The organism is Streptomyces sp. NPDC040432, assembly GCF_055595445.1.
Genome location: NZ_JBVIVP010000020.1, coordinates 71,432 through 88,204, shown reverse-complemented (window position 1 = coordinate 88,204; position 16,773 = coordinate 71,432). Strand labels below are relative to the sequence as shown.

Below are 16,773 nucleotides of genomic sequence, written 5' to 3'. Positions count from 1 at the left end.
AACGATCGATCTCTCATCCTTCGATGAGCAGGGCTACTCGATCCGGCTGCGTCGGCGCGCCGCCCCAGCACGCGTACCCGCGCGTCACAACCCGCGCCGCCGGAAGGAACCCGGAGGAACACCATGGAGAGGACGGCATGAGCGGTGTCGAGATACGCGAGCTGGAGGCCTTCCTCGCCCTCGCCGATGAGTTGCACTTCGGCCGGGCGGGCGAGCGGCTGTACGTGTCCCAGAGCCGGGTCAGCCAGCTCCTGCGGTCGCTGGAGGGCCGCATCGGCGGCCGACTCGTCGAACGCACCAGCCGCCGGGTGGGGTTGACCCCGCTGGGCGAGAGCCTCCTCGCCGACCTGCGTCCCGCGTACGAGGCCCTGCGCACCGCGGTCGGTGAGGCCCGGGCCACCGCGCGCGGCACCGGCGGGGTACTGCGCCTCGGCTTCCAGGGCACGGTCGACGACCACCTGGGCCGGGCGATCGCCAGGTTCGGCGATCGGTACCCGGACTGCGCGATCGACGTCGTCGAGATCGCGCTCTCCGACCCCTTCGGGCCGTTGCGCCGACAGGAGGTGGACTGCGCGGCCGTCCTGCTACCTGTGGCCGAGGAGGACCTCGTACTCGGGCCGGTCTTCTCCCGGCAGCCGCAGACCCTTGCCGTGTCCGTCCGGCATCCGTTCGCCGCCCGTGAGTCGCTGCACGCCGAGGAACTCGCGGAATGCCGGCTCATCGGCCCGGGCGGTGATGCCCCCGACTACTGGCGGCGCGTCCAGTCCCCCGTGCGGACACCGGGCGGCCTCACCGTTCCGGCCGGTCCCCGCGTGAACACGCTCCAGGAAGGACTGAGCCTGACGGCGGCCGATCGGGGTGCCATGTTGCTCTGCCGGTCCACGGCCGACCACCAAGGGCGCCGCGACGCGCTCGCGTTCGTTCCGGTACTGGGGCTGGCCGCCTCCGAGCTGGGCCTCGTACGCCACCGCGTACGGCCCTCCGCGCAGGCCCGGGCCTTCGCCCTGGCGGTGGCGGAGGTGGTGGGGACGGCAGCCTGAGGCGGGAGCACCGCCCGCCCCGGGGGCGGATCGTCGCCCCCCGTCTCAGCCCGATGTGGCGAGGACCAGCGGCAGGACCTGGTCGGCGCCGGCCTGCCGGAGCAGTCTGGCGGCGACGGCGAGGGTCCAGCCGGATTCGGTGGAGTCGTCGATAAGCAGAACGGGGCCGGGAGCGGCGGCAAGAGCGGCCGCCAGCTCGTCGGGGACGGCGAAGGCCCCGGACAGCGCCCGCAGCCGCTGGGCGGAGTTGCTGCGGCGTGCGGCGTGCGCACCGTCCGGCCCGGTGTAGGTCAGGCTGCCCAGGAACGGGAGGCGGCCGATGTTCGCGACGCCTTGGGCGAGGGAGCCGACGAGCTGCGGGCGGGTCATGGACGGTACGGCCACGACTCCGACCGGCCGGGCCATGGCGTCCGGGACGTTCGGCGCCCAGCCGCCCGCGGAGCGCGCCCAGTCGGCGATGACGGCCACCGCAGCCTGCAGGACGTCATCGGGCACCGGGCCGTCGGGGGCGGTGTCCGCCAGCAACGGGCGCAGCCGGTTGCCCCAGCCGATGTCCGAAAGCCGCCCCAGGGCCCGCCCGGTCGAGCACTGCTCCTTGGCGGGGATGCGGCCCTTGAGGTTGACGCCCAGCGCCGCCATGCCCGTCGGCCACATCCGGCGCGGCTCGACCTCGACACCCGGTCGGTCCAGTTCCCTGGCGGCGCCCGTCAGGGTCTCCGCCGATACGGAGGAATCGGCCCAGCTCCCGGCGCAGTTGTCACAGCGGCCACAGGGAACGGCGCCTTCGTCGTCCAGTTGCCGGCGCAGGAACTCCATCCGGCATCCGGTCGCGCTCACGTAGTCCCGCATGGCCTGCTGTTCGGTGGCCCGTTGGCGGGCCACCCAGGCGTACCGCTCGGAGTCGTACGTCCACGGCATGCCGGTGGAGGACCAGCCGCCCTTCACCCGCTTGACCGCCCCGTCCACGTCCAGGACCTTGAGCATGGTCTCCAACCGGGTGCGGCGGAGGTCGACGGCGGCCTCCAGGGCCGGCACGGACAGCGGTCGTCCCGCTTCGGCGAGGGCCGTCAGGGTCTGCCTGACCTGCGCCTCGGGCGGGAAGGCGGTGTCGGCGAAGTAGCGCCAGATGGCCTCGTCCTCCTTGCCCGGCAGGAGCAGCACATCCGCGTGCTCGACGCCGCGGCCGGCGCGGCCGACCTGCTGGTAGTAGGCGATCGGCGAGGAGGGCGAGCCGAGGTGGATCACGAAGCCCAGGTCGGGCTTGTCGAAGCCCATGCCCAGCGCCGACGTCGCGACGAGCGCCTTGACCCGGTTCTCCTGGAGGTCGGTCTCCGCCTGGAGTCGGTCGGCGTTCTCCGTGCGCCCTGTGTAGGACGCCACGTCGAAGCCGCGCTGGCGCAGGAAGGCGGTGGCCTCCTCGGCGGCGGCGACCGTGAGGGTGTAGATGATCCCGGAGCCCTGCAGTTCGTCGAGGTGCTCGGCGAGCCAGCCCAGCCGGTGCGCGGCGTCCGGCAGCCGGACCACGCCCAGGCGCAGGCTCTCCCGCTCCAGCGTGCCGCGCAGCACCAGTGCCTCGCCGGCGCCGGTCCCCAGTTGCTCGGCGACGTCCGCGGTGACCCGCGCGTTGGCGGTCGCGGTGGTGGCCAGCACCGGTACGCCGGGGGCGAGCTCGGCGAGCATCGCGCGCAGCCGGCGGTAGTCGGGCCGGAAGTCATGTCCCCAGTCGGAGATGCAATGCGCCTCGTCGACGACGAGGAGGCCGGTCGTGGCCGCGAGCTTGGGCAGCACCTGTTCGCGGAAGTCGACGGAGTTGAGGCGTTCCGGGCTGACGAGCAGGACGTCGGTCTCGCCGCGCTCGACCTCGCCGTAGATGGCGTCCCAGTCCTCCGGGTTGGCGGAGTTGATCGTCCGGGCCTGGATGCCGGCCCGGGCGGCCGCCTCGACCTGGTTGCGCATCAGCGCCAGCAGCGGCGAGATGATCACTGTGGGGCCGGAGCCGCGCCTGCGCAGCAGGGCGGTGGCCACGAAGTACACCGCGGACTTTCCCCAACCGGTGCGCTGCACGACGAGGGCCCGCCGTCGTTCCTCCACCAGGGCCGCGACCGCCTGCCACTGGTCCTCCCGCAGTCGCGCCGCCCCGCCCGGGGCGCCGACGAGCTCGGCGAGGATGGCATCGGCTTCGGTACGGAGCTCCGGGTTGGTCATGACCCCATGCAACCCGATGGCACGGACAATCGGCCAACTCACCCAGCGTGACGCGCCGCCCACACCCGGCCTCCGACCGTGCCGGCGGGCCCGGGGCGGGCCGGGTGTTCGCGCTGGTGCCCGCGCTCGGGACGCGCGGGATGCGTCATCCCCGACGCGATGGGGCAAGGATATGAACGGCATACCGGCGAATTCCGGTCTGCGGCCCCAAATGCTCATTGCCCCACCCTCGCGGGCCACGCGAGAATCGGAGTGCTCCCGCTCGGCTCGTCGGCACTCTCCAGGGCCGGGCTGCGGCGCGCCCACATCCCAGCCGTGCCCGTTCGCGGGCGTGTACCCGAAGGGAGGACCGTGACCTTCGGATTCACCTCGCCCTCGCCCACGTCCCTGACAACGGCCACCGGCGGCGCCAGCCGGCACGGCAGACTGCTCGAACCCTCGCAATGGACGGCCGCGGGCATCCCCCTGCTGCGCAATCCGCGCGAGGTCGTGAGCGGCCTGCACTCCCGGCACAGCCCCGTGCCCTCCACCGCGGTGATCGCCGTCCTCGGCCCCGAGGAGCGCCTCGTCGCGAGCGCCTCCTTCGCCCAGCGCTCCGTCTCGGCGGACGGCTGGGAGTACCGCAACGCCCTGCTGTCCCGGTTGCGCCGGATCCTCCCGCACGACCTGCGGCGGCGGACCCCGGTGCGCACGGCGGTACTGCTGTACTGCCGTGACGGCGATGAACGGTGGACCGAGGAGGACGGGGCCTGGATGTGGGGCCTGCGGGACGCCTGCACCCTGCACGGTCTGCGCTGCGGGGCCTACATCACGCTGACCCGTGGCGGATGGCAGGTGCTCGGTGAGGGGCGCGGCGGCCGGCATCCCGGCTCGGATTCCCGGCCGGAGCGCCTCGGCGGCACCACGGGCGAGGTCACCTCGCTGACGTTGCGGACCGGTGGTGGGGCAACCGAGGCCCTGCGGCGTACCGCGGCCCGCTGAAGGCCGGGCGGGACCGACGTCCGGCCCGCCCCGCCCCCGGCCGGTGCTGGGTACGAGGCGTCAGACGCCCGCACCCAGCACGGAGTTGATCTGCTGGACTTCGCCGCACACGATCAGCAGCGTGCCGGCGCGCGTGAGTGCGACCGGCAGCGCGGTGGTGATGGTTCCGGTCGATCCGCCGTTGGCCGCGAAGACCACGACGGGACGGCCGGCGGCACGCTGCACCTGCGCCGCGTCCGCGTAGAAGACATCGTCGCCGGCCTCGTGCTGGGCCCAGTACGAGGCCTCGCCGAAGGACAGTTCGTGGGCGGCCCACGGGTGCGGGTCGCCGGTGGTGAGCACCAGGATGTCGCCGGGCGCGCGCCCGGTGTCGAGCAGCAGGTCCACGGCCTCGTCGGCCGCGTCCAGCGCGCCCTCGGCGGATGCCGGGATCAGCTGGACCTGCGGCACTGCCGCGGAGACGGACGGGGTGGTGGGTGCTGCGGAAACGGGTCCGGGGGCGGCCTGCGCCGCGCGCTGCGCGGGCGGGGCGGGCCGGGCGGGACCGGGGCGTCCGGGCCGGGGTACGGCGGCGGGACGCGGACCAGGTACGGGGCGGGGGGTCTGCGCGGTGCGGGCGGCGGCCGGCGTGACGCGGGGACCCTGGGCACTCTCGTGAATCTGAGGCTCCTCGATGGCGGGGGTGAGAGGCATGAGTTGATATCTATCAAACACCGGTACGAAACGTACCGGTGGGTGGCACGTGGGTGCGATCAGAAATCGAAGCCGAGTTGGCCTCCGTCTTCCAATGCCGCCGCCTCCTCGCTGCGGCGCACCTTCTTGAGGTGGCGCCACCGCGGCAGTGCGTCGAGGTACGACCACGACAGGCGGTGGTAGGCGGTCGGCCCCCGCTCTTCGAGCACGGCCCGGTGCACGGGTGACGGATAGCCGGCGTTCGCCGCGAAGGCGAAGTCCGCTATTCCGTCGCCCTGTTCACCCAGTTCGGCCATCATCCGGTCGCGCCGGACCTTGGCGATCACCGAGGCCGCGGCGACGGCGACACAGGACTGGTCACCCTTGATCACCGTCCGGACCTGCCAGGGCGCGCCGAGGTAGTCGTGCTTGCCGTCGAGGATCACCGCGTCGGGGCGCACCGGGAGGGCCTCCAGGGCGCGCACGGCCGCGAGTCGCAGCGCGGCGGTCATCCCGAGCTCGTCGATCTCCTCGGGGGAGGCGTGCCCCAGGGCGTGGGCGGTGACCCAGTCCTCCAGGACGTCGAGCAGGGCGTCGCGTCGTCGGGGGGTGAGGAGTTTGGAGTCGGTGAGTCCCTCGGGCGGGCGGCGCAGGCCGGTGATCGCCGCGCAGACGGTGACGGGTCCGGCCCAGGCCCCGCGTCCGACCTCGTCGACCCCGGCGATGACCTTGGCGCCGGTGGTTGCGCGGAGGGAGCGCTCGACGGTGTGGGTGGGTGCTTCGTACGGCATGGCGCCAGCAAGGGTACGCCGCCCCGGGCCGCCTGCACACCCCGGCCCGGGTCAAGCCGCTCACCGCTCGGTCGGCGCACGCGTGCGGAACCACCTGAACGGCTCCCCCGCACCGCCCGGGCGGTGCGGGGCCACGACGGCAGGATCGCCACCGCCGGGGGTGCCGACCCCTGACGCCCCTACCCTGGCCATTCGCTCCCGCACACGATTCTGCGCTGGGTGGAGATCACCGTGATACCACCTGCCGCCGGCGCGACAGCCCCTCCGACCGAAAGAACCACGCCCGATTTCAACGTGCTGGCAGCGCACGGATCAACCCGCGGGCGAACTCACGGACGACGTATCGGAGCGGGGAGAGCACCGACCCGCAACACACCCATCGCTTTCGCGAAGCCGCCCACGCGGACCTCCCGGGCCCGTGAACGCGCTCGGGAGCCGCCCGTTCGGGTACCGGCCCGGCTTGCGGGCCACCCCGGTACGCGGGCCCTCGGCTGCGGGCCCGGGCCTTCGTACGGACGAAGCCGAAGCGGACTATCCCGCCCGGACCGGCTGCTCGGGGAGCCAGGCGGGCAGTGCTTCCGTGCGGGCCAGCCAGGCCTGCGGCAGCACCTCGTCCCCGCGGCCGCCCAACACCCCACCGACGATGGCGCAGGTCGTGTCTACGTCCCCGCCGACCTGTGCGGTGGTCCAGAACGCCCGCTCGTAGTCGTCCAGGGCGCGGGCCGCCGACCACAGGGCGAACGGGACCGTGTCGTGGGCGCTGGTGCGCCGGCCGCAGCCCAGCACTGCCGCGACCGTCGTCGCGTCACCGTAGTCCAGCATGTTCCGCGCCCTGCGCACCCCCGCGCCGACCGCACTGCGCGGAACCAGCTCGATGACCCCGTCGAGCAGTTCGGCGGCCGTCGGCCTCCCCCGCGGCGACGACGCCAGCGCGGCCGCGGCGGCGACGGCCATCGCCCCGCACACCGCCTCGCGGTGCTGGTGGGTGGTGTAGGCGGAGATCTCCGCCTGATGCGTGGCCTGCTCGGGATCGTCCGCGTACCAGGCTCCGAGCGGAGCGATCCGCATCGCCGCGCCGTTGCCCCAGGAACCCTGCCCGTTGAAGAGCTCGGCGGCCAGCGTGCGCCAGTCCGCGCCCTCCCTGACCAGCCGGAGCATGCGGTTCACGGCCGGGCCGTAGCCGCGGTCGAAGTCGTGGTGGGTGGCGAAGGAGCTCGCCAGCGCGTCCTGGTCGACGCGCCCGTGCGTGGCGAGCACGGCGACCACCGAGCAGGCCATCTCGGTGTCGTCGGTCCACTGCCACGGGCCGCTGCCGGCGGGCAGCTCGCGCCGCTTGAGTAGCGGGTAGTTCACGGGGACGAAGTACTGGGAGCCCAGGGCATCCCCAAGGGCCAGCCCGCGGAGGCTGGACAGGGCGCGTGCGTAGCGCCTTTCGGAAGTGGTTTCAGCGGTCATTGCGCGTCACTCTAGCCGTCCAGGTCGTAAGGCTCGGGTGTGGTCCAGCGCTCAAACGGGCGGTCCATCCGGTACCGGCCGTCCGGGCCGAGGAGCAGCACCCGGTATTCGCCGTTCCCCGGGTTGGAGAGGGCCTCGAACTCGTTGACCGACCAGTGGAACCAGCGCATGCAGAACAACCGCATCGTCAGACCGTGCGTCACCAGGAGCACGTTCTCGGGATGGTCCGGTGCCTCGAAGCTGCGGTAGAGGCTCTCCAGGAAGGAGCCGACGCGGTCGTACACGTCGGCGCCCGACTCCCCTTGCGCGAAGCGGTAGAAGAAGTGCCCGTAGGCGTCCCGGTAGGCCTTCTGCAGGCGCACGTCGTCACGGTCCTGCCAGTTGCCCCAGTCCTGCTCGCGCAGTCGCGGCTCCTCCCGCATCCGCACCCGCGTCGGATCGAGCCGCAGTTCACGGAAGGTCTGCAGGGTGCGACGGTAGGGCGAGACGTAGGCGCTGATGTGCTCGTCGCCGAAGAGCTCGCGCAGCCTGACACCGGCCTCGGCGGCCTGTTCGCGGCCCCGTGCGGTCAGGCGCAGGGCGTGGTCGGGTTCACGCTCGTACACCGTGTCGTCGGCGTTCCCCTCCGACTCCCCGTGCCGGACAAGGACAATGCGCCGTGGTCGTACCATCCCACGAGCCTATTCGGCCACCGAGGCGCGCAGGGACCGGGGCGCGCCGGACCGGGCGGCCGGGTCGTCGTACGGTCATACCGTCCAGCCGGGTTCGAGGTCCACGACGTCCCCGGTGAGCGCTTCGACGTCGGCTTCCGTCTGGGCGCGCAGGGAAAGCCGTTCGACCCGTTCCTGGCGGTACTTGCCGTGCTCCGCCGCCGCCCGCCACATCGACAGTACGAGGAACTCGCGTCCGGGCGCCTCGCCGAAGAGGCCGCGAACCATGCCGGGCGAGCCCGCCATGGCCGGGTTCCATACCTTCTCCTGCATCAGCGTGAAGTGCTCCTCGCGCCCCTCCCGCGCCCGGACGTGCGCCACCCGGACCACGTCGGCGTCGCTGAACCGGGGCTGGAATCCGGTCTTCACGTCGAAACGGTGGTCGAACAGCGTGACGCGGGCGTCGGTGTAGGTGCCGTTCTGGGAGGCCGCCAGCCGGTCGTGGGAGCGGGCCATGAAGGAGTCGTAGAAGGCGCGGCTCTCCCAGAACGCGAAGACGTGCGCGACCCCCTGCCGGCCCCGGCTCCAGCCGCCGCCCTGCCCGCGGAATCCGGGCTCCCCGGGCAGCCCCGCCCATTTGCGTTGCCCGCGCTCGAACCCGCGTCGGTCCGTCACCGTGCAGCGAATCCACTTGACCAGCACCGCGCCATCGTACGGGCCGGGCGCGGCCCGGGTCAGTCCCTTGAGCGGTGGATCCGGACGAGTTCCGCCGCGTCCCGGTCGGACAGCCGGAGGGCGAACTCCCGGTCGAGGAGACCGACCAGTTCGTCGGCCGTGACGGTCTCCCGCTCGGTCCGCCCGTCGGGGTGCAGACGCGTGAGTTCGCCGTCCACGAGGGTCTGCCGCACGGCGTCGCCGGGAAGCTGGACGAGGGTCCGCCCGACGAAGGACGAGCCGGGGTGGGAGGAGCTGTAGTGGTTCAGCACGACGTAGTCGACGGGGTGGTACTGCTGCGGGGAGAAGGCGTACAGGTCGCGCCAGGCCCCGGCGCGCAGGGTGGCCAGGACGAGGATGCCGCCCTCCTCCTCACGGACGCGGAACGTCCACTGCCCCTGGTGGATCTCGTGACCGGGCCGCGCGAGCGGTACGGGCTCGCGCGGGCCCTGGTAGCCGAAGCCGGCGTCACAGAGCCACGGTTCGCCCTCGACGGTGACGACGAGGACGGCGTGCGTCACCGCGAGCAGGCTGTCGCCCCGGGTGCGGTTGCGGGCCCCGCGCCCGGTCACCTCGAAGCCGATCCGCTCCAGGGCGGCGGCCAGCAGCGAGTTCTGCTCGTAGCAGTAGCCGCCGCGACGGCCGTGCACGAGCTTGTCCTCCAGGGCTTTGACACCCAGTTCGACGGGGCGGCCGAACAGGACGTCCAGGCTCTCGAAGGGGATGGAGGCGGTGTGGGCCCGGTGCACTGCGTACAACGTCTCCAGGTCCGGCCGTGGTTCCCGCGCCCCGGCGCCCGTTGTGTCGGTCCCGGTCGTGCCCCCCAGGCCGATCCGTGCCAGGTACGCGTCCAGGTCCAGCTCGTCACCGTTCCACATGGTCGCCCCACTCCCCCGCCGTGAAATTCCGGGGGCGCCCCCGACGGATGCGCCCCGCACAATGATCGCCACGACCTCGCCGTGGACCAACCTGCCCGGAGGGTCTGTCCGGCATCGTGCCGGTGTGCCCCCGCCGGGGGCACGCCGCTCCTCGGGGTCCGGTGGGATCCCGTCGGCCTCGGGCACGACGAAGGGGACCGCCCGTGGGTCGGTCCCCTTCGTGTGCTGCAGGTCAGCTACGTCCGCGTACTACGTCGGACGTGACGTCCCGGCGATCGCGCCCGGTATCAGCTGCATCCGCTGGTCGAGCCGCAGCCCTCGCAGATGTAGCAGGAGCCGGCGCGCTGCATCTTGGTGCCGCAGGAGAAGCAGAGCGGGGCGTCGGCGGACACGCCGAGCTGCATCTCGACCAACTCGGCGTTGCTGTGCGCCGTCTTCGGAGCCGGGACCGAGGCGATCGCGACGGGCTTCGTGGCCGTCGGGACGACCGCGACCGGAGCGGACTGCGCGAGGGTCTCGGTGTCCAGTTCCTCGCCGTCGAGCGGCTCGTAGGAGCCGGTGTCGAGGTGGCGCTGACGCTCCTCGGCCGAGTGGATGCCGAGGGCGGAGCGGGTCTCGAAGGGCAGGAAGTCGAGGGCCACGCGGCGGAAGATGTAGTCGACGATCGACTGCGCCATCCGCACGTCCGGGTCGTCCGTCATGCCGGCCGGCTCGAAGCGCATGTTCGTGAACTTCGCGACGTACGTCTCCAGCGGGACGCCGTACTGCAGACCCACCGAAACGGCGATGGAGAAGGCGTCCATCATGCCCGCGAGGGTCGAACCCTGCTTGGACATCTTCAGGAAGACCTCGCCCAGACCGTCGTCCGGGTAGGAGTTCGCCGTCATGTAGCCCTCGGCGCCACCGACCGTGAAGGAGGTGGTGATCCCCGGGCGGCCCTTCGGGAGGCGCTTGCGGACCGGGCGGTACTCGATGACCTTCTCGACCGCCGTGCGGATGGTCTCCTCGGCCTTCTCGGTGACCTCGGCCTTCTCCTCCTCCTTCTTCTTCGCGGAGAGGGGCTGACCGACCTTGCAGTTGTCGCGGTAGATCGCGAGCGCCTTGACGCCCAGCTTCCACGCCTCGAAGTAGATCTCCTCGATCTCCTCGACGGTGGCCGTCTCCGGCATGTTGACCGTCTTCGAGATCGCGCCGGAGATCCAGGGCTGGATCGCGGCCATCATGCGGACGTGACCCATGGCGGAGATGGAGCGCTCGCCCATGGCGCAGTCGAACACCGAGTAGTGCTCGGGCTTCAGGCCCGGGGCGTCGACGACCACGCCGTGCTCGGCGATGTGCGTGACGATCGCCTCGATCTGCTCCTCCTGGTAGCCCAGGCGGCGCAGGGCCTGCGGGACGGTGCCGTTGACGATCTGCATCGAGCCGCCGCCGACGAGCTTCTTGAACTTGACCAGGGCCAGGTCCGGCTCGACACCGGTGGTGTCGCAGGACATCGCGAGACCGATGGTGCCGGTCGGCGCGAGGACGGACGCCTGGGAGTTGCGGAAGCCGTTCTTCTCGCCGAGGCGCAGGACGTCCTGCCAGGCCTCGGTGGCAGCGGCCCAGATGATGTTGTCGAGGTCGTCGGTGCGCGGCGCGACGGCGTTGGCGTCGGCGTGCTGCTTCATGACGCGCTTGTGCGAGTCGGCGTTGCGGGCGTAGCCGTCGTACGGGCCGACGATGGCGGCCAGCTCGGCGGAACGCTTGTACGCGGTGCCGGTCATGAGCGAGGTGATCGAGGCGGCCAGGGTCCGGCCGCCGTCCGAGTCGTACGCGTGGCCGGTCGCCATCAGCAGGGCGCCGAGGTTGGCGTAGCCGATGCCGAGCTGACGGAAGGCGCGGGTGTTCTCGCCGATCTTCTGCGTCGGGAAGTCAGCGAAGCAGATGGAGATGTCCATCGCGGTGATGACCAGCTCGACGACCTTGGAGAAGCGCTCGGCGTCGAAGGACTGGTTGCCCTTGCCGTCGTCGTCGAGGAACTTCATCAGGTTGAGCGAGGCGAGGTTGCAGGACGTGTTGTCCAGGTGCATGTACTCGCTGCACGGGTTGGACGCGGTGATGCGACCGGACTCGGGGCAGGTGTGCCAGTTGTTGATCACGCCGTCGTACTGGATGCCCGGGTCGGCACAGGCCCACGCCGCCTCGGCCAGCTTGCGGAAGAGCGCCTTGGCGTCGACCTTCTCGATGACCTCGCCGGTCATGCGGGCTCGCAGGCCGAACTCGGTGCCGTTCTCGACGGCCGTCATGAACTCGTCGTTCACGCGGACGGAGTTGTTGGCGTTCTGGTACTGGACGGACGTGATGTCGTCGCCGCCCAGGTCCATGTCGAAGCCCGCGTCGCGCAGGGCGCGGATCTTCTCCTCCTCCTTCACCTTGGTGGCGATGAAGTCCTCGACGTCCGGGTGGTCCACGTCCAGGACGACCATCTTGGCCGCACGGCGCGTGGCGCCACCCGACTTGATCGTTCCTGCGGACGCGTCGGCGCCCCGCATGAAGGAGACGGGACCCGAGGCGTTGCCGCCGGAGGAGAGGAGTTCCTTGGAGGAACGGATGCGGGAGAGGTTCAGGCCGGCGCCGGAGCCGCCCTTGAAGATCATTCCCTCTTCCTTGTACCAGTCGAGGATGGACTCCATGGAGTCGTCGACGGCGAGGATGAAGCAGGCGGAGACCTGCTGCGGCTGGGGGGTGCCGACGTTGAACCAGACGGGCGAGTTGAAGCTGAAGATCTGGTGCAGGAGCGCGTACGTCAGCTCGTGCTCGAAGATCTCCGCGTCCGCCGGGGAGGCGAAGTAGTCGTAGTCCTCGCCGGCCTTCGTGTAGGTCTTCACGATCCGGTCGATGAGCTGCTTCAGACCGGTCTCGCGCTGCGGGGTGCCGACCGCGCCGCGGAAGTACTTGCTGGTGACGATGTTGACCGCGTTCACCGACCAGAAGTCGGGGAACTCGACGCCACGCTGCTCGAAGTTCACCGAGCCGTCGCGCCAGTTGGTCATGACGACGTCACGGCGCTCCCAGCTCACCTCGTCGTACGGGTGCACGCCCGGGGTGGTGTGGATGCGCTCGATACGCAGGCCGCTCTTGGCAGCCTTGGTCCCCTTGGTGCGGGAACCTCGCGCCGAGCCGCTCGCCGTCTCAGTCATGCCGCTTCCTCCCATATGCGGGCAAAAACGCCCTAAAGTGCCGGCGCTATTCCGCGGCACGATGCTGTGTGTCTTGTTGTCTACGAATTTCGCCTGCCGTCCGGCCGGCCGGGCCGCGCCGAGGTGCGGCCCGTCAGGTCAGTCGGCGGCGGAGGCGGGCACGGGGACGACCCGAGGGGTCCCTCCGGGCTCGCACTCGTGGGGAGGCCGGGGTTCGCGGAGTTCCGCGATGGCGGCCTCGAAGTCCTCAAGGGTGTCGAACGCTCGATAAACGGATGCGAACCGCAGGTATGCGACGAGGTCGAGCTCCTGCAAGGGGCCGAGTATGGCCAGTCCCACGTCATGGGTGGTCAACTCGGCACTGCCGGTGGCGCGCACCGCCTCCTCGACCCGCTGGCCGAGCTTGGCGAGGGCGTCCTCGGTGACCGGCCGCCCCTGGCACGCCTTGCGGACGCCAGAGATGACCTTGGTGCGACTGAAAGGTTCGGTGACCCCGCTGCGCTTGATCACCATCAGCGAGGCAGTCTCCACCGTCGTGAATCGACGGGAGCAGTCGGGGCACTGACGGCGCCTGCGGATCGACGTTCCGTCATCCGTGGTGCGGCTGTCGACGACCCGGCTGTCGGGGTGCCTGCAGAAGGGGCAGTGCATGGTTCCCTCACCCTTCTTGTGGCACGACCGAATCACCCCACGCCGCCCCTGAACGACAGGGACAGGTCTCTGTCGGGGGCTCGTGAAGCAGCTACCAGCATATGCGATGCCGGAGACCCTGACCGACCCGGGACCACAACTTGTGGGCGGCGGCGCTCATCCAACCACTAGATCTTGGGTTGGGATGGATTTTCACCACTCCGCGTGTCGCGGCGCCCGACGGGCGGTGACGGGGCCCGCGGATGCCAGACTGGACGTCGACACTCCGGCGGCGGCCCCACCGGAAAAGGTACCGCAAGGACCGGCCGCGATCCCGAACCCGCGTTCGGAAAGACTGTCGATCGGGCATCCGAAGCAGGTCGCACGAGGCGCCTCGATCGTCACGGAACGTAACGATCGGCCGGGCTTCCGCCCCAGGGCCGCAGTCGACCGAAACCGCGGGTCGATCGCACGTTCAGTCCGGCTATACACCCACCGAAGTAACCCAAGTGGACGATCCTCGATTTTTCACTCGAACGTGTGTTTGGCGCAACCTTTCGAAAGCTACTACCGTTGTCCAGCCAGGGAGAACATTTCGAGAGGGGCCGACGTGACCACCACCGCAGACAGTGCCATCATCACTGCCCAGAACCGCTCCCAGAGCCGACTTGAGCCGGTGCATGCCATGAACGACGCAAGTGTGAACCCGGAGGCGGAGCCCGTACGCCCCGCACGGTCGCTGCCAGGGCGACCTCCAGGAATCCGCGCAGACAGTTCCGGGCTCACGGACCGGCAGCGGAGGGTCATCGAGGTCATCCGGGACTCGGTACAGCGCCGCGGCTACCCGCCGTCGATGCGCGAGATCGGCCAGGCGGTCGGCCTGTCCAGCACCTCGTCGGTGGCGCACCAACTGATGGCCCTGGAACGCAAGGGCTTCCTGCGGCGCGACCCGCACCGTCCCCGGGCCTACGAGGTGCGCGGATCGGACCAGCCCAGCTCGCAGCCGACGGACACCACCGGCAAGCCCGCCGCGTCCTACGTTCCCCTGGTCGGACGGATCGCGGCAGGCGGTCCGATCCTCGCCGAGGAGTCGGTCGAGGACGTGTTCCCCCTGCCGCGGCAGCTGGTGGGTGACGGGGAGCTGTTCGTCCTCAAGGTCGTGGGCGACTCCATGATCGAGGCCGCGATCTGTGACGGCGACTGGGTGACCGTCCGCCGCCAGCCCGTCGCGGAGAACGGCGACATCGTCGCCGCGATGCTCGACGGGGAAGCCACCGTCAAGCGCTTCAAGCGGGAGGACGGCCACGTGTGGCTTCTCCCCCACAACGCCGCCTACCAGCCCATCCCCGGCGACGAGGCCACCATCCTCGGCAAGGTCGTCGCCGTACTGCGTCGGATCTGACCCCCGCCGCCCCCAGTCGGCTCCGGGACCCACTGCGCCGGTCCCGGAGCTGTCGCATGCCCGGAGCCGCTCCGCGGTCCGGCAAACGGGAGGCTCCAAAGCGGCGGGTCGGGAGCCGGCGGTTCCCCTTCCGGCATCGGGGCTGTTCTCGCCCCGATGAGCACCTATTCGTCGTTCGCCCGCGCCGTGGCGTCGATCGCGGACAGGGAGCGACGGACCTGGTTGCGGTCCGTCGTGTACCAGAAGTCCGGCAGCGTGGCCCGCAGGAAGCTCCCGTAGCGCGCGGTGGCCAACCGGGGATCCAGCACGGCGACCACGCCACGGTCACCCGAGGCCCGGACGAGCCGGCCCGCTCCCTGCGCCATGAGCAGGGCCGCGTGCGTGGCGGCGACGGCCATGAATCCGTTGCCGCCGTGTTCCTCGACCGACTTCTGCCGTGCGCTCATCAGCGGGTCGTCGGGGCGCGGGAACGGAATGCGGTCCATGACCACCAGCTGGCAGCTGGGCCCCGGCACGTCCACGCCCTGCCACAGGGAGAGCGTCCCGAACAGGCAGGTCTTCGGATCGGCCGCGAACGTCTTGATCAGCTCGCCGAGCGTCTCCTCGCCCTGGAGCAGGATCGGGTTGTCGAGGCGGCCTCGCAGCTCCTCGGCTGCCGCCTTCGCTCCCCTCATGGAGGAGAAGAGGCCCAGAGTGCGCCCACCTGCGGCCTCGATCAGTTCGGCGAGCTCGTCCATCATGTCGCCGCGGGTACCTTCCCGGCCCGGCGTGGCAAGGTGCTTGGCGACGTAAAGGATGCCCTGCTTCGGATAGTCGAAGGGCGACCCGACATCCAGACCCCGCCAGACCGGAACGTCCTCCCCCTCGACCCCTTCCGCCGCGAGACCGAGCGAAGCAGCGATCCCGTTGAAGTCGCCGCCCAGTTTGAGGGTGGCCGAGGTGAGGACCACCGAACGATCCTCGAAGAGCTTTTCGCGCAGCAGCCCGGACACGGAGAGCGGGGCGACGCGGAGGGTGGCGCCGAACCGGTCGTGGCGCTCGTACCAGACGACGTCGTACTCGGACCCGGCCGTGATCCGCTCCGCCACGGAATGGACCGTCTCCACCGCTGCCAGCGCCTGCTTGCGCACGGCGTCCTCGTCCTGGACGGACTTGTCGCGGGTGGCTCCGATCGCGGAGATCACGTTGCGCGCCGCGTCCCGCAGTGACATCAGGGCGTACCCGAGGTCTTCGGGGACCTCCTCCAGGCGGCCGGGCAGCGCCAGCTCCATGACCCGTTCGAAGGACTCGGACGCGGTCTGGAGGGAGTCGGCCGTCTTTTCGTCGACGAGCTTGGCGGCCCGCTTGACGGCCCGGTTCACCTGGCCCGGCGTGAGCTCGCCGGTGGCCACGCCCGTCACGCGCGAGACCAGTTCGTGGGCCTCGTCGACGATCAGCACCTCGTGCTGCGGCAGGACCGGCGCTCCTTCGATCGCGTCGATCGCGAGCAGCGCGTGGTTGGTGACGACCACGTCCGCGAGCTTGGCGCGCTCCCTGGCCGCCTCCGCGAAGCATTCGGCCCCGTAGGCGCACTTCGTCGCGCCCAGGCACTCGCGGGAGGAGACCGAGATCTGCCCCCATGCCTTGTCGGATACGCCGGGAGTGAGGTCGTCACGGTCGCCGGTCTCGGTCTCGTCCGCCCAGTCGCGCAACCGGAGCAGGTCCTGGCCGAGCTTGCTGGTGGGGGCGGCTGCCTCGAACTGGTCGAAGAGCCCCTCCTCCTCGTCCTGCGGGGCCCCTTCGTGGAGGCGGTGCAGGCACAGATAGTTGGACCGGCCCTTGAGCATGGCGAACTGCGGGCGGCGCCGCAGCTGTGGGTGCAGTGCCTCCACCGTGCGCGGGAGGTCACGCTCGACGAGCTGACGCTGGAGGGCCAGGGTCGCGGTCGCCACGACCACGCGTTCGCCGTGCGCGAGGGCCGGCACCAGGTAGCCGAGGGATTTGCCGGTGCCGGTACCGGCCTGGATCAGCCGGTGGGAATTGTCGTCGATCGCTTCGGCGACGGCTTCGGCCATGGCCACCTGGCCGGGGCGCTCCGTGCCGCCGACGGCGGAGACGGCGGCGTGCAGCAGGTCGGGGAGGGAGGGCTTCGTCATAGCACTGCCAACCCTACGGGGCGCCACCGACAGCGGTGGCA

General features: G+C 71.0%; 13 protein-coding genes. 3 read left to right on the top strand and 10 right to left on the bottom strand.

Going from position 1 to position 16,773, the window contains the following annotated elements:
• Window positions 1-137 precede the first annotated feature (137 nt).
• Complete coding sequence (locus ACZ58N_RS30270) at window positions 138-1,040, top strand: LysR family transcriptional regulator (protein WP_471166197.1); 903 nt, start codon at window positions 138-140, stop codon at window positions 1,038-1,040.
• Window positions 1,041-1,085: 45 nt separating this feature from the next.
• On the opposite strand, the gene ACZ58N_RS30265 is transcribed toward ACZ58N_RS30270, so the two are convergent.
• A complete protein-coding gene (locus ACZ58N_RS30265; RefSeq protein ID WP_471166195.1) occupies window positions 1,086-3,245 on the bottom strand; it encodes a RecQ family ATP-dependent DNA helicase in 2,160 nt (719 codons plus the stop codon).
• 351 nt (window positions 3,246-3,596) lie between these two features.
• Between ACZ58N_RS30265 and ACZ58N_RS30260 the strand changes: the two genes are divergently transcribed.
• A complete protein-coding gene (locus ACZ58N_RS30260; protein WP_471166192.1) occupies window positions 3,597-4,226 on the top strand; it encodes a hypothetical protein in 630 nt (209 codons plus the stop codon).
• A gap of 60 nt (window positions 4,227-4,286) precedes the next feature.
• On the opposite strand, the gene ACZ58N_RS30255 is transcribed toward ACZ58N_RS30260, so the two are convergent.
• The 8 genes from ACZ58N_RS30255 to nrdR form a co-directional block, all read right to left on the bottom strand.
• Window positions 4,287-4,919 carry a hypothetical protein gene (locus ACZ58N_RS30255; RefSeq protein ID WP_471166190.1) on the bottom strand — a complete coding sequence of 211 codons (633 nt, stop codon included), beginning with the start codon at window positions 4,917-4,919 and terminating at the stop codon, window positions 4,287-4,289.
• A 59-nt stretch (window positions 4,920-4,978) separates the two neighbouring features.
• Entirely contained in the window at window positions 4,979-5,689 is a 711-nt protein-coding gene (locus ACZ58N_RS30250; RefSeq protein WP_281204858.1) for a ribonuclease HII, read from the bottom strand.
• A 531-nt stretch (window positions 5,690-6,220) separates the two neighbouring features.
• Window positions 6,221-7,144: an ADP-ribosylglycohydrolase family protein gene (locus ACZ58N_RS30245; RefSeq protein WP_471166188.1), complete on the bottom strand. Its 924-nt coding sequence runs from the start codon at window positions 7,142-7,144 to the stop codon at window positions 6,221-6,223.
• Window positions 7,145-7,155: 11 nt separating this feature from the next.
• Window positions 7,156-7,815, bottom strand: coding sequence for a histidine phosphatase family protein (locus ACZ58N_RS30240; protein WP_471166185.1), 660 nt, complete (start codon window positions 7,813-7,815; stop codon window positions 7,156-7,158).
• Window positions 7,816-7,890: 75 nt separating this feature from the next.
• The gene (locus ACZ58N_RS30235; RefSeq protein ID WP_471166183.1) at window positions 7,891-8,496 is read right to left on the bottom strand and encodes a YdbC family protein; all 606 of its coding nucleotides are present in this window, start codon (window positions 8,494-8,496) and stop codon (window positions 7,891-7,893) included.
• 32 nt (window positions 8,497-8,528) lie between these two features.
• The gene (locus ACZ58N_RS30230) at window positions 8,529-9,386 is read right to left on the bottom strand and encodes an arylamine N-acetyltransferase family protein (protein WP_471166180.1); all 858 of its coding nucleotides are present in this window, start codon (window positions 9,384-9,386) and stop codon (window positions 8,529-8,531) included.
• Window positions 9,387-9,673: 287 nt separating this feature from the next.
• Window positions 9,674-12,565 carry a vitamin B12-dependent ribonucleotide reductase gene (locus ACZ58N_RS30225; RefSeq protein ID WP_471166178.1) on the bottom strand — a complete coding sequence of 964 codons (2,892 nt, stop codon included), beginning with the start codon at window positions 12,563-12,565 and terminating at the stop codon, window positions 9,674-9,676.
• 138 nt (window positions 12,566-12,703) lie between these two features.
• The gene (gene nrdR / locus ACZ58N_RS30220; RefSeq protein WP_471166176.1) at window positions 12,704-13,216 is read right to left on the bottom strand and encodes a transcriptional regulator NrdR; all 513 of its coding nucleotides are present in this window, start codon (window positions 13,214-13,216) and stop codon (window positions 12,704-12,706) included.
• Between the two features lie 589 nt (window positions 13,217-13,805).
• Between nrdR and lexA the strand changes: the two genes are divergently transcribed.
• Window positions 13,806-14,597, top strand: a complete 792-nt coding sequence (lexA, locus tag ACZ58N_RS30215) for a transcriptional repressor LexA (RefSeq protein WP_281204865.1) — start codon at window positions 13,806-13,808, stop codon at window positions 14,595-14,597.
• 164 nt (window positions 14,598-14,761) lie between these two features.
• Here lexA and ACZ58N_RS30210 read toward each other — a convergent pair whose 3' ends face one another.
• Entirely contained in the window at window positions 14,762-16,732 is a 1,971-nt protein-coding gene (locus tag ACZ58N_RS30210) for an ATP-dependent DNA helicase (protein WP_471166172.1), read from the bottom strand.
• Between the last annotated feature and the right edge of the window lie 41 nt (window positions 16,733-16,773).

Excerpts from the sequence above, each read along its gene's own strand:
- ACZ58N_RS30270 (WP_471166197.1), top strand. The coding sequence starts at position 138 with ATGAGCGGTGTCGAGATACGCGAGCTGGAGGCCTTCCTCGCCCTCGCC.
- ACZ58N_RS30265 (WP_471166195.1), bottom strand. The coding sequence starts at position 3,245 with ATGACCAACCCGGAGCTCCGTACCGAAGCCGATGCCATCCTCGCCGAG.
- ACZ58N_RS30255 (WP_471166190.1), bottom strand. The coding sequence starts at position 4,919 with ATGCCTCTCACCCCCGCCATCGAGGAGCCTCAGATTCACGAGAGTGCC.
- ACZ58N_RS30250 (WP_281204858.1), bottom strand. The coding sequence starts at position 5,689 with ATGCCGTACGAAGCACCCACCCACACCGTCGAGCGCTCCCTCCGCGCA.
- ACZ58N_RS30245 (WP_471166188.1), bottom strand. The coding sequence starts at position 7,144 with ATGACCGCTGAAACCACTTCCGAAAGGCGCTACGCACGCGCCCTGTCC.
- ACZ58N_RS30240 (WP_471166185.1), bottom strand. The coding sequence starts at position 7,815 with ATGGTACGACCACGGCGCATTGTCCTTGTCCGGCACGGGGAGTCGGAG.
- ACZ58N_RS30230 (WP_471166180.1), bottom strand. The coding sequence starts at position 9,386 with ATGTGGAACGGTGACGAGCTGGACCTGGACGCGTACCTGGCACGGATC.
- ACZ58N_RS30225 (WP_471166178.1), bottom strand. The coding sequence starts at position 12,565 with ATGACTGAGACGGCGAGCGGCTCGGCGCGAGGTTCCCGCACCAAGGGG.
- nrdR (WP_471166176.1), bottom strand. The coding sequence starts at position 13,216 with ATGCACTGCCCCTTCTGCAGGCACCCCGACAGCCGGGTCGTCGACAGC.
- ACZ58N_RS30210 (WP_471166172.1), bottom strand. The coding sequence starts at position 16,732 with ATGACGAAGCCCTCCCTCCCCGACCTGCTGCACGCCGCCGTCTCCGCC.